A 12602-nucleotide genomic window follows, 5' to 3' on the forward strand; every position below is an offset into this window, starting at 1 on the left:
GTACAAATAAGCTACATCTCTTACATCATATCAGAAATAGTCAAAATTTTGTGAGCCATTGGATTGTTGGAATCTTGACCTTTCGAGACCTCATAAAAAGACCTGATGAATACGTAAGAAGCAATTGTTCATAATCATCTGTTTTTCTTAATATGGACTGAAGTTTCTCTTCATAAGCTAATTTCTGATCCTCACTTTGGGATAAGTAATAATTTTCGATGCACTCAAAATAATGAACAGGAAATAATAGTCGACTGTACAATAGTCGCCAAAAAAATGGCGATAACGGGGTCGTGCGGTCATATTCCTCTAAGAAAACTCCATCTATACTTCGATCTTCTGAGAAGAAGCCATGGCGAATATATTCAGCAATATCACGGGAAGCATGATCGTACACCCACTCAGTCGGGAGTTTGCAACGAGACTCATCATACAAATTTTGGTGAAAACGATTATGACATATCGTGGCAGAATCAACTGGATAAGGATCACCATCTAGTTCTGTATCAACCAAATATTGAATGGCATTTTCACATAAACCAACAAAATAGGGAAACGACTCAATAAAATGTTGATCAAAAGAATCTAATGGCTTTGTATATGTTTTTCCACGCCAAAACATCTCTAATTGATCCAACCTTTTTTCCCAGAGCTCTTTCCATTTTCCAATTCGATTCGCTCTTGTAACTGGATACGAAAACGTTCGACCTCGCTGATGAAACATAGCTAAACTTCTTCCAGTAATCGTTTCTCGTTGATCGGGATTATAAAACGGAATTTGAAAAATCGTATAATAACCATTTTCATACTCAAAACGTAAATGTCCATCCTTTGTTTGCCGAAACATCGCGATATTCCGTTCCTTTTCTCTTAATAAATGGATGGACATTTCATGCATTTCCGTCAGTTCATCTTCTTCAAATTGAGACACTGGTACAATGATACAAATGCTTCTTCTCGTTCGAAAAGCGTCAAACGGTCCATGTTTAAATACTTGAAGTACGGAAAGTTGGTATTGTTCCTCTATAACCTTTTTCACTCTCGTCCTCCTCCTCTCAAAATCGAATAGTCTCCATAATATATATGTTGGTTTTTCGAATCTAACGATTGACTTGTAAAAAGAACGGGTAAAACTATTTATAGAATGAGCAAAATATAGTAAAATTAATAGAAAATTCTAAAAATTCCACACATGTAATATCGAATTTGCGTATAAAATAATAAAAAAGATTGGGTGAAGAAGATGAAGAAAAAAATGGATCAAGTGGAATCGAAAGCCCGAAAATGGCTCGAGGAGAGAGGGGTTTCTTTACAAGATATTGCTGATTTAGTGTATTACTTACAAAAAAAGTATCATCCAAACTTAACCATTGAAGAATGTGTTGAAAATGTTGATCGCGTCATTGCAAAGCGTGAAGTACAGAATGCCATTTTAACCGGTATTCAACTTGATATTTTGGCAGAACAGAATAAATTAGATGAGCCACTACAATCAATCCTACATTCTGATGAAGGGTTATATGGTGTCGATGAAATATTAGCTTTCTCGATTGTCAATATATACGGCTCAATCGGATTTACGAATTACGGTTTTATCGATAAACAAAAACCTGGAATTCTTAAAAATTTAAATGATAAAAGCACTGGTAAATGTCATACATTCTTAGATGATATAGTAGGGGCAATTGCAGCTGCTGCTTCAAGTCGCCTGGCTCACCGTGCAGCAAATGTTGAATAAATGAGACCAAAAGCGCACTGTTTCTAGTGCGCTTTTTGCGTAAGATGATTGTTGTTTTTTTAGTACTAATTAAAACACAACATTCTTGCAGAAAGCTGGACTTCCTTCGTGCGGATTCAAGTGTCTTGAGCGTTATACTAAATAGTCAATCTAAAAACGGTTGTCAAAAAATGTGTACACGAATACTGCCTTCAATATATGTACCATTCAGCCAAAGAATCAATTGTATAGGTAGGAAGTGTATCTTTTTTCTTTAGGTGTTCCTTCTTCGTGACACCTGTATGAACCAGTAGTGTATCCATCCCTGCACGAATACCTGCTAAAATATCGGTATCATAATTATCTCCTACCATAATCGTTTCTTCCTTTGTCGTTTCAAGCACTTTTAACGCTTGTTCCATAATAATTGACTCTGGTTTTCCAATAAAGATAGGGCTCACTTGTGTCGATACAGAAATGACTGATGTTAATGAGCCATTACCAGGCAATAAACCTCTTTCCGTAGGTATCGCAATATCTCCATTTGTCGATATAAAAGTTGCTCCATTTCGAACGGCTAAACAAGCTTTTGCTAACTTCTCATATGTAATGTCGCGATCAATTCCCACAACGACGTAATCTGGATTTTCATCAACAAACTCAAACCCTTTATCACTAAGCGCACTTCTTAACCCTTCTTCTCCGATCATGTAAATAGATGCATCTGACTTTCGTTGATAAATATATTCTGCCGTCGCTAAACTCGTAGTAAACACTTGTGGCTGGGAGGCAGGAATATGAAATTCATTTAATTTTTTCGCTACTTGAACAGGTGTTTGAGAAGAATTATTGGTTACAAATAAATATGGTATCTGCTTCTCTTTTAATTTTTGGATAAATGCACCTGCTTCTTCAATTTTCTCTTTTCCACGGTACATTGTCCCATCTAAATCGATTAAATAGCCTTTATACTGTTTCAAAATGGACACTTCCTTAACGTCTAAATGCTGATACAGGACCTAGCTCATTTTCTAAGTAGGAACGAACTTGTTGTGGATAGCGAGTTATAGCCCCTAGATGTTTCTTAACTTCTTGCCCCATTTCTACATGATTCACTTGCAAATAGTGTTGAACGAGCATTTTTCGATATTGAATGACTGCTTTCAAAGCTATTGCATCATCCTTACCGATTACCGTCTCATCTTCTAAAATGTCGATAATATCCTCAAAACTTCCAGGATCTCGCATAATAAATCCATCTATCATTAAATTTCCTACATCTAAAATTGATTCAATAATCATCTGAACAATACGTTCCAATGCCATTTTCTCAAGTTTCGTTTCGAAAGAGTGGCTTTCAAATAGTTGTACTAATTCTTCTAAGTATTGCAATGTTTGTTCGATTTTCTCCCGGTCAACGAAATACATTTTGAGATCCCCCTTCAAAGTAAGTAAAAACCCTCTTTCATTATTTTAGCATAACTCGCTATCATTATTTCAATCGCAAAAGGACAGAAGTGCTATCATGTAAAAGGCAATGAACTCAATTTATGGTACAATCCATGTAGTAAAGGATTAAAAGGAGGATCGTGCTATGTCTGAACGTTTTTATTTATATGATGATACGGTGGATACAAAAACGCGCTTTGTTAGCTTTATGGGTGAAAGCCAACGATTTGACTTAGCCATTATTCAGTCTGACCGCTACTACGGAAAACATCTTGTCCTCAATTTACAAAGTAACTTGTTCGCCATCATTGGCTCGGACGACTTAAAAGAACCGGGGTATATCGAACATGCTTTTCAACTAAATGAGGAAGAGGCCGAAGAACTGAAGGAATTTTTGATGGAAATTGTGTAATGGATAATATTGTTCATCCTCATTCTGCATACGGAAACGTTCCTGTGGAAAGATACACAGAAACAGAAAATGTGAGAGGATGAAATGCATGGGAGAAGAAAAAAGAGAACAATACACCGACTTTTCGAATGTTGAAACAATGCACAATTATGTAGGCCCAGAGGATTTACCTGAAGGACCTTACGGATCCCCTAGGAACCGCAATAAGCCAGTTGAAAATAAAACAACCCCATGGGAGGAAGGTCAACGATATTATAGTGCTTTTAACCACGAAAATAAATCGTTGCATCAAAATTTACAGCGTCAAGACCCAGGAAGTCATCCAATTCATGATGACCCTAAAAAAGACGACCAACCTCCATATCAGTAATATTTGGTGTTCAGAATACCTGCCAGACAGGTTTCTGGCACCTTTTCTTTATCATTTGATTTTCTTTAGCACAAAGTAAGCACAGCCATAATTACAATATTCATATAAATATTCCTCTAAGGTGCTTATTTTCGTGTCATAGGTGGCTTTTTGATTTTGATCATCAAAAAAGCCTCGTAATCGCAATTGATTATATCCCCAATCTCCAACGATAAAATCGTATTTATTCAATATGTCGCTGTAGCGAGCTTTAAAAGCCTCTTCATCAAACCCATCTTTAAATTCCTTTACTAATTCGTATTGCTGATTCTGAATGGTAATCATACGCTTACCTCACCTTCTCTAATCTCTAATTTAATAATATACAAATGTAATTTCCCCATCAATTGCCTCTCAACATTTTTCACTTATTGGTGAATCTAAATGTAGGAGGTGGAAACGACTCATGAGGAAACAGTCTATTTCATTTATTGTGGGAGCATGCTTACTCGCAGGGTGTCAGTATACGGCACAAGATGATGGATTATATAAAGAAAATAGAAATACCATCAATGTTACTGACCGAAGTGAGTTATACAACGAAGATGGCATTGCAAATGGTATGGACAATCCGAATAACCATTATGGATATGTCCGACATCAAAAGAGTCCTATTCCTGGTGATGAAAACCTCTCGACACGCACACCAGAAATTAACCGTGAACAGATTGCTGATATTATTAGCACGCTATCAGTTCAATTACCAAATGTTAATGATGTCGCCACACTTGTAACCGATGACGAAGTTTTAGTTGGATACACGACCGATTCAAAAAATCGATTTGAGACAGCAGACCAAGTAAAGAAGACAGCGATTTCAGTTGTACCAAGATACTTCCACGTTTATGTGACAGATAACCCATCCATGATGAAGCAACTTGAATCTTATAGCCGAATGGATGCTAATGCATTAAGAGCAGACCGTAGTCTAGACACGGTCATTAAAGAAATGCTGAAGTCGCCACAGGGCCGTCCTTTAAACTCAGGTGAAAACGCCAATGGGGAAGGATACGGCGAAATGAGTGAGCAATTGGATAAAGATATGAAAGATCGATAAATAGCCACAAAGGATAGAAAAAACCGGGCCTCTAAAAGCTGCCCGGTTTTGTTTTCTACGCTTTCGCTTGGCGTTGTTTCGCGGCTTCATTAACTTGTTCATCCGCGTGATACGATGAACGGACAAGAGGACCAGCTTCAACATGACTGAATCCCTTAGTTAGCGCAATTTCGCGAAGTTCAGCAAACTCATCTGGATGATAATATTTTTGTACTTTTAAGTGTTTCTTCGTCGGCTGTAAGTACTGCCCAATTGTCATAATGTCGACATCGTTTGCACGTAAATCATCCATTGCTTCAATGATTTCTTCCTTCGTCTCACCTAAACCAATCATTAAGCTTGATTTTGTCGGTATATCTGGTTGCATCTCTTTTGCACGACGTAAAAATTCTAATGAACGCTCATACGTTGCACGAGCACGAACTCTTGGTGTTAAGCGACGCACTGTTTCAATGTTATGGTTTAAAATATCCGGACGAGCATCCATTAACGTTTTCAAGTTTTCGTAAACGCCACCCATATCAGAAGGTAGAACCTCGATCGTCGTAAATGGGTTCTTCTTACGAACCGCACGAACGGTTTCTGCGAAAACAGCTGCTCCCCCGTCTTTTAAATCATCACGTGCAACCGCTGTAATCACCGCATGTTTAAGATTCATAATTCGAACAGACTCTGCCACGCGTTCTGGTTCTTGCCAATCTAACTCCGTTGGGAGCCCTGTTTTAACGGCACAGAAACGACACGCACGCGTACAAACACCACCTAAAATCATGAACGTTGCTGTACGTCTTACCGCCCAGCATTCATGAATATTCGGGCATTTGGCTTCTTCACAAACGGTGTGAAGTTTATTTTCACGCATTAATTTTTTTAGGCCGGTATAATTCTCGTTCGTATTCAGCTTTATTTTAAGCCACTCAGGCTTGCGTAGATATTCTTCTTTTTTTGCCATAGGTGATCACTCCAGTATGTAATTAGTGAACGTTTTCAAAAACGATCCTTTTCGTTAGGCTTGAAATTTACATAGCTATAGTCAATTTAACATAATGCAGAGCAATGGACAAGGAAAAGGATTTTGCTAAATTTCTAACATTTTCTATTAATGATACGGACTCCTTACACCAAACTAATGATATGACCTAATCGGAAAGGAGAAAAACAAATTGTGACCAAATTCATTATAGCTTTTATCTTACTGTTTACCTGTTTTGCTTCATCCATCCATGCAACAACAAAAATAACGGATGAAGAGAAGCTAATGAAAGAGCGATTAAGTTTATATAAAAAAGTAGAGGCCGTTTCTCAAATACCGTGGTATGTATTCGCAGCCATTGATCAATACGAACGTAACGTTCGTCGTGCACGAAGAGATATTCCTCGTGAAGAAGGAGTAATTGGAATATATGTCCCACCTGAAAAGTGGTCGGGTGCTGCTAACCCAAACATTCACGATCAAAACCCTATCAGCATAGAGTTGTTTGGGGGTATTGGAAAAGACGGAAACGGAGATGGGCTAGCTGATCAAGAAAACGATGAAGACAAACTCTACACTATTGCACAATTCATACAATCGTATGGGAATGATATGGAAAACATTAAGATTGCCCTCTGGAACTATTATCACCGAGATAAATCCGTAGGAATAATAACTGGGCACATGAAGCTATTTAAACACTTCGGAAGAATCGATTTGCAAAATCACGCGTTTCCTGTACCCCTTCATGCAAACTATAGTTATCGAAGCACATGGGGAGATGCTAGAGGATGGGGGGGAAGAAGAATTCACGAAGGAACCGATATATTCGCCAGCTACGGGGTCCCAGTGCGAGCAACAGGATATGGAATTATTGAAATGAAGGGTTGGAACCGTTATGGTGGGTGGAGAATCGGCATTCGAGATATTAACAATACGTATCACTATTTCGCTCATTTAAATGGGTTTGCAGAAGGATTGCACGTTGGACAAATCGTTGAACCTGGTCAATTAATTGGTTCTGTCGGAAGCTCTGGTTATGGTCCACCTGGAACTTCTGGAAAATTCCCACCTCATCTTCACTACGGGATGTATAAAGATAACGGTCGAACTGAATGGTCATTTGATCCATATCCACACCTTCGATTATGGGAAAGACAAGAACGTCAAAAGAAAAAGTAATGCAGATAAAAGCAACATCCTCCAGATTGAGGATGTTGTTTTTTTACGGTTCACAGTCTGCTTTCGATACAGATGCTGTTTGGTTAAAACAACGCTACTAAGCATGCTACATTAGCCAAAACCAATTCAATAACACGTAAATGCCTTCATCTACCCTCTATCCTCAATGCACCATTATCAGCCGTTACGAACTATACAGGCAGAAAATCCGCTCATATAAGAAAAGCGCAAAGCGCCGCCTATCGCCGAAGGGCGCTGGAGGACCTGCGAGGAGGCTTCCGTCGCCACAGCAGGGCCGAAGCGACCATAGCTGATGGCGCTTGGAGCTAGACACCAAAAAACTGTAAAGAGAATACTTTAACACTTTATTGAACTTAAACTTTCTGTAACAACAAAAAAAGCAGCCTGCGCAAGCAAGCTGCTTTCTATTTTATTCACTTCGCTTCACGAGCTTTTTTCACAGCATGCACAACGCTTGCTGCTAAGCCTCCCCAAATGACTCCAATCCCAACAATCATCATCACAATAGCACTTGTGCTCATTAGGATACCTCCTTATTTGCCGATGCATTTGCGTTTTTCTTAAGGGAGAACAGAATACCAACGATAATTGCGCCGGCCGCTACTAACCAACCATAGCTAATTAAGAAACCTGTTGGATATCCACCATACGGTTCGGATAATTCCGTACGTAAATTATCGAACATCATATATCCTAACACTAGCGGTGTAATAATGGATAAACAAATTCCCCACCAAGCACCTAATTGAATATCGGATACACCGTTCGCATGTTGCTGTAGGTTTTTCACTTCACGAAGCACCCATGCAATAACAACCACTTCAACTAATCCAGCTAAAGCGATACCAAATTGGTTAATAAAGTGGTCCGCAGCGTCTAAGAAGTATAATCCACCTTGTGTAGCAAATAAGATGGAAATCAGTGAGGAAATTCCTCCACCAATTAACACAGACTTTGTACGAGATACATTAAACTTCTCTTGAATACCAGCTACGAAAGTTTCCACAATTGAAATCAAAGAAGATAATCCAGCAAAGACTAAACATGTAAAGAATAAGAATCCGAATAAACCATTTAATGCCGGAAGTTCATTAATGATTTGTGGGAAAACTACGAATGCTAACCCAACACCTGCAGATACAACCTCTTCAACTGGTACTCCTTGTTGCGCCGCCATAAACCCTAACGCACTAAATACACCGATACCTGCTAATACTTCAAAGGCCGAGTTACTGAAACCTGTAATAAACGCATTGTTCGTAATATCAGATTTTTTCGGTAAATAACTAGAGTACGTAATCATAATGGCAAAAGCAATAGATAAACTAAAGAAAATTTGACCATATGCCGCTACCCAAACTTTACCGTTAGCAATTTGACTCCAATCAGGTTTGAAGAACGTATCTAAACCTGCTAAAGCTCCTTCTAATGTTAAAGCGCGAATAACAATAATTAAGAACATCACAACAAGTGCAGGAATAAAGATTTTATTCGCCACTTCAATTCCTTTTTTAACTCCTGCTACTAATACCCCTAGTGTTACAAGCCATACAATAACTAATGGAATAAATACACTTGGTACTAGACTTCCAACTTGTCCTGGAGACTCGGCTAGATTCAAGTAATTTCCGAATAAGAATCCTCCTGTATCTTCTCCCCAATTTAGATTAAAGCTAAATACCGCATAAGCCATCGCCCAAGCAATGATCACGGCGTAATACGTGGAAATAACAAATGAAATAGCTACTTGCCACCAACCAATCCATTCAGTCCCTCGATTCAATCTAGAATACGACATTGGAGCTGAACCACGATACTTATGTCCAATCGTAAACTCTAAAATTAAAATCGGAATACCAGCTGTTAATAAAGCAAATAAGTACGGTAAAAAGAAAGCTCCTCCACCATTTTCATAGGCGGTTGCAGGGAATCTCCAAATGTTCCCTAAACCAACTGCTGAACCAACAGCAGCCAAAATAAATCCTGCTCTTGTTCCCCATTGTGGACGGTTATCCATAAATTGACCTCCTTTAAACTTCCAAAAACATCCATATTAACGGAAGAATCGGAACTTTTGTTATTTTCAGATTATTTAGTATTTCTAGTTATAAGTATATATGGACAATTGGCCCATGTCAAAACTATTTTTTATAGCAATAGTATTCTAAAATGATAATTTTTTATCCCTTTTTAAGGGAATTTTTTCCTAAAACCCTTCTTTTTCACTTCATGCCCTATAAGGAAATTATTTTCAAAAGAAAGTAATTATACAAAGCACGAAATTGACAGATTTCACGCTACAGCTGAATATATTCATATTGAAGGAAGTATACGTGAAGGAGGAGTATCGTTGAAAAAAGAATTATCTACGTTTTTCTTTTATAAAGATATACAAATATTATTGATAATCCTGTTCGTAAATTTTTTATATGTATGGGTGAATTTTCAGTGGGAGCACCTCCTCTTTATCGTAATTGGAATGGTGATTTTTATCATAAGCGAATATGGGACACATCGGTTTCTTTTTCATTTAAAGCCGCCTAAAAATGTTTTCTTGTTTAAACTCCTTCATCGATTGCATTATGCACATCATGAAAAACCATCCGACTTAAAACTTCTTTTTTTACCGCTATGGTATAGCATTCCTAATTTGTGTTTGTTAAGTAGTTTTTGTTTTCTAATTACTAAATCATTCAATATGACATTATACTTTTCATTCGGTTTAATTTTTATGCTTCTAATTTATGAATGGAAACATTTTGTCGCCCATCGTTCTATCAAACCGGTAACGTTATTTGGTCGAAAGTTGAAAAAGCGTCACTTACTACACCATTTTAAAAATGAAAACTATTGGTTTGGGGTATCCACACATGTCATGGATATCGTTTTTCATACTGATAAAGAAGAAAAAGAGGTTGAAGTGAGTAAAACAGCTAAACAATTAGCTTCTTCAAAAAAGGGGCCTTAAAGGATTATGTACCGCGCTAGCCTTTACCTTGTCATAAACGCGATCACTTAAATTAGATTTCGTACTGTTGGGGTTCAACTATATCTTCTGCAAAAAGTTGCCGTCTTACGCTTGAAGTGTTACTTCATTTTATGACCAAATAATACGAATACAGACTTTAGAAAAGATCCTATAAGAAACATACATGATTTTACACTCACACCCCGGACATGAAAATTTATTCTCCCCGGGTTTTCCTTTCTACCATCTACCTATCATGATTGCTCATTCAGCTCATAGGTAATTTTTATTTTCACAGAAAAAGCGCAAAGCGCAAGTCCTTAGGCGAAGGGCGCTGGAGGACCCTGGAGGAAGCTTCCGTCGCCACAGCAGGGCCGAAACGACCCGAGCTGATGGCGCTTTGGAGCTAGACACCAAAAATACTGGAAAGAGAATAACTTAAACTTTCTGTAACAATAACAAAAGGAGCTGAAATCCATTCAGCTCCTTTTCATCAATGATTTTGAAAGTTCTATTCTCATTTAAACTGCACGGGGACGTAGGCGAATTAAAACAAATAATGCAATCGCCATTACAATAAGCATTGTGATAAATCCAAGAGCAACGCTTCCTGTGAACCCTAAAACTAAAAAGCTAATTGTTGCAACGATTCCACCAATAATCGCGTAAGGTAACTGGGTTAATACGTGATCAATGTGGTGGCTTCCTGCACCTGTAGATGAAAGAATGGTTGTATCTGAAATGGGCGAGCAATGATCACCTAATACTGAACCGCCTAGTACAGCTGCTAACGCTGGGAGCATTAACGTAATGTCAGTAGCTGCTGTTAAATCTCCAGCGATTGGAAGCATAATTCCGAATGTTCCCCAAGAAGTACCCGTTGCAAACGCCATGAAAGCAGAAAGTACGAATAAAATGGCTGGTAAGTATGATACATTTAAATCCGTCTGTTCAACAATTCCAGCTAAATACGTTCCAGTTTCTAATTGGCCAATTAAGTCTACAATAGTCCATGCAAAAATCAGAATGTAAATAGCTGGTAGCATAGACTTCATTCCTTCGATAAAGCCCTTCGGTAAGTAGCTTGTTTGAATACCTTTAGACAAGTAGATGATCAGGGTTATGACTAATCCGAAAATTCCCCCATACAATAAAGACATGGAAACATCTGTATTCTCAAAGATTGCAAAAATCGTTACTTCCCCTTCGACCGCTTGTAAACCTGTCCAAATCATCGCGCCAACTGTTCCAACAATTAAAGCAATAATCGGCCATAAAAGGTTCCCTACTGTTCCTTTATCACTAACTGGTAAATCTTCTTTGACTTCACCAATCGGTTCTTTATTCGGATCTACAACTTCACCCGTTGTTTCCGCACGTGTTTCATGTAGCTTCATGCTACCAATATTAATGTTGAAGTAAGCAACAGCAAATACTAGAATTAACGCGCTAAATACGTAGAAGTTCATTGGAATCATTGATACGAACGCAGACAGCGCAGTATATTCTGTTACTTCATGTGCCACAAGAATGGACCCGATAATCGCAATAATGTATGCACCCCAACTTGATATTGGTGACACAACACACACTGGTGCTGATGTTGAGTCAATAATGTAGGCTAATTTAGCACGAGATACTTTTTGACGATCTGTAATAGGTCTTGTTACTTGTCCAACCGCTAAGGCATTAAAATAATCATCGATAAAAATAATAATTCCAAGTAGTGCTGCCGTTAATTGTGCACCGACGCGAGTTTTTACACGCTTTTTCGCCCACTCACCAAAAGCACGGCTTCCGCCAGAAATTGAGATAAGTGCAGTAATAACACCTAAAATCAATAAAAATAGTAAAATATAAACATTCCAAGTGTTAACCTCTCCATCTGACCAGAAAACTCCTTGAACCGCTCTGAAAATCGTCATGAATGATTCCCCTAAAGAGAATTCGTTAATAATGAGTGCCGCTGAAATGATTCCGACTCCAAGTGAAAGTAACACTCTCCTCGTTAACAGAACCATTAGAATGGCAATAATAGGTGGGATAATAGAAAAAATTGTACCAATCATCTATGAAAGCCTCCTCCAATTTTGTTCGTTGGAGGGCTTCTTACGAGAGAGAAAATAACAGTAGAAAGAGGAAAAAATAAAAGCGAGTAATGACAGAAAATAACTATCATCACTCGCTAGTTTGCGAACATTATGTTATCCTCCATCACGATCAGTAGCCCTCCATTATAGGTATTACCCCTATAATGACAGTGTTACCCTTATTCAAGGCAACCCCAGCAAAAGAAAGCTCGACATCTTTCAGTTGCTTCGGCGAAAAATCCTTTCAACAATGCTCATCGTTGTCATCCTCACATTGCGTACTCTTATTTTCCGCGCCTCTACCTCATCAGTGAGATAAGGTAA

At 38.2% G+C, this 12602-nt stretch carries 14 protein-coding genes and 1 riboswitch; of the genes, 6 read left to right on the forward strand and 8 right to left on the reverse strand.

Annotation, left to right across the window (positions count from 1 at the left end; all coding sequences use genetic code 11):
- Positions 1 to 40: 40 nt before the first annotated feature.
- Positions 41 to 1039 carry a spore coat putative kinase YutH gene (gene yutH, locus ML543_RS12425; RefSeq protein WP_243387735.1) on the reverse strand — a complete coding sequence of 333 codons (999 nt, stop codon included), beginning with the start codon at positions 1037 to 1039 and terminating at the stop codon, positions 41 to 43.
- Between the two features lie 204 nt (positions 1040 to 1243).
- Between yutH and ML543_RS12430 the strand changes: the two genes are divergently transcribed.
- Positions 1244 to 1738: a phosphatidylglycerophosphatase A family protein gene (locus ML543_RS12430; RefSeq protein ID WP_243387736.1), complete on the forward strand. Its 495-nt coding sequence runs from the start codon at positions 1244 to 1246 to the stop codon at positions 1736 to 1738.
- A gap of 191 nt (positions 1739 to 1929) precedes the next feature.
- Here ML543_RS12430 and ML543_RS12435 read toward each other — a convergent pair whose 3' ends face one another.
- Together ML543_RS12435 and ML543_RS12440 are read right to left on the reverse strand one after the other, a co-directional pair.
- The gene (locus ML543_RS12435) at positions 1930 to 2697 is read right to left on the reverse strand and encodes a TIGR01457 family HAD-type hydrolase (protein WP_243387737.1); all 768 of its coding nucleotides are present in this window, start codon (positions 2695 to 2697) and stop codon (positions 1930 to 1932) included.
- A gap of 13 nt (positions 2698 to 2710) precedes the next feature.
- Positions 2711 to 3145 carry a DUF86 domain-containing protein gene (locus ML543_RS12440; protein WP_243387738.1) on the reverse strand — a complete coding sequence of 145 codons (435 nt, stop codon included), beginning with the start codon at positions 3143 to 3145 and terminating at the stop codon, positions 2711 to 2713.
- 166 nt (positions 3146 to 3311) lie between these two features.
- On the opposite strand from ML543_RS12440, the gene ML543_RS12445 reads away from it, so the two are divergent.
- Entirely contained in the window at positions 3312 to 3578 is a 267-nt protein-coding gene (locus ML543_RS12445; protein ID WP_243387739.1) for a DUF3055 domain-containing protein, read from the forward strand.
- 88 nt (positions 3579 to 3666) lie between these two features.
- Positions 3667 to 3948, forward strand: a complete 282-nt coding sequence (locus tag ML543_RS12450) for a cytosolic protein (RefSeq protein ID WP_243387741.1) — start codon at positions 3667 to 3669, stop codon at positions 3946 to 3948.
- 51 nt (positions 3949 to 3999) lie between these two features.
- Here the strand turns inward: ML543_RS12450 and ML543_RS12455 are convergent, their stop codons facing one another.
- Positions 4000 to 4272 carry a YutD family protein gene (locus ML543_RS12455; RefSeq protein ID WP_243387743.1) on the reverse strand — a complete coding sequence of 91 codons (273 nt, stop codon included), beginning with the start codon at positions 4270 to 4272 and terminating at the stop codon, positions 4000 to 4002.
- A 121-nt stretch (positions 4273 to 4393) separates the two neighbouring features.
- Between ML543_RS12455 and ML543_RS12460 the strand changes: the two genes are divergently transcribed.
- Positions 4394 to 5044: a YhcN/YlaJ family sporulation lipoprotein gene (locus ML543_RS12460; RefSeq protein WP_243387745.1), complete on the forward strand. Its 651-nt coding sequence runs from the start codon at positions 4394 to 4396 to the stop codon at positions 5042 to 5044.
- Between the two features lie 55 nt (positions 5045 to 5099).
- Here the strand turns inward: ML543_RS12460 and lipA are convergent, their stop codons facing one another.
- Positions 5100 to 5996, reverse strand: coding sequence for a lipoyl synthase (lipA, locus tag ML543_RS12465; protein ID WP_243387747.1), 897 nt, complete (start codon positions 5994 to 5996; stop codon positions 5100 to 5102).
- A gap of 213 nt (positions 5997 to 6209) precedes the next feature.
- On the opposite strand from lipA, the gene ML543_RS12470 reads away from it, so the two are divergent.
- Positions 6210 to 7199 carry a M23 family metallopeptidase gene (locus ML543_RS12470; RefSeq protein WP_419095382.1) on the forward strand — a complete coding sequence of 330 codons (990 nt, stop codon included), beginning with the start codon at positions 6210 to 6212 and terminating at the stop codon, positions 7197 to 7199.
- Positions 7200 to 7633: 434 nt separating this feature from the next.
- On the opposite strand, the gene ML543_RS12475 is transcribed toward ML543_RS12470, so the two are convergent.
- Both ML543_RS12475 and ML543_RS12480 read right to left on the reverse strand, forming a co-directional pair.
- Entirely contained in the window at positions 7634 to 7741 is a 108-nt protein-coding gene (locus ML543_RS12475; protein ID WP_243387749.1) for a methionine/alanine import family NSS transporter small subunit, read from the reverse strand.
- Entirely contained in the window at positions 7741 to 9237 is a 1497-nt protein-coding gene (locus ML543_RS12480) for a sodium-dependent transporter (RefSeq protein WP_243387750.1), read from the reverse strand. The genes ML543_RS12475 and ML543_RS12480 overlap by 1 nt, the downstream gene beginning before the upstream one ends.
- Before the next feature lie 333 nt (positions 9238 to 9570).
- On the opposite strand from ML543_RS12480, the gene ML543_RS12485 reads away from it, so the two are divergent.
- The gene (locus ML543_RS12485; RefSeq protein ID WP_243387751.1) at positions 9571 to 10188 is read left to right on the forward strand and encodes a sterol desaturase family protein; all 618 of its coding nucleotides are present in this window, start codon (positions 9571 to 9573) and stop codon (positions 10186 to 10188) included.
- Positions 10189 to 10709: 521 nt separating this feature from the next.
- Here ML543_RS12485 and ML543_RS12490 read toward each other — a convergent pair.
- Positions 10710 to 12257 carry a Na+/H+ antiporter NhaC family protein gene (locus ML543_RS12490; RefSeq protein WP_243387752.1) on the reverse strand — a complete coding sequence of 516 codons (1548 nt, stop codon included), beginning with the start codon at positions 12255 to 12257 and terminating at the stop codon, positions 10710 to 10712.
- 147 nt (positions 12258 to 12404) lie between these two features.
- Positions 12405 to 12588: riboswitch (Lysine riboswitch) on the reverse strand.
- Between the last annotated feature and the right edge of the window lie 14 nt (positions 12589 to 12602).

It is taken from the genome of Bacillus kexueae (genome assembly GCF_022809095.1).
Taxonomy (GTDB): domain Bacteria; phylum Bacillota; class Bacilli; order Bacillales; family Aeribacillaceae; genus Bacillus_BZ; species Bacillus_BZ kexueae.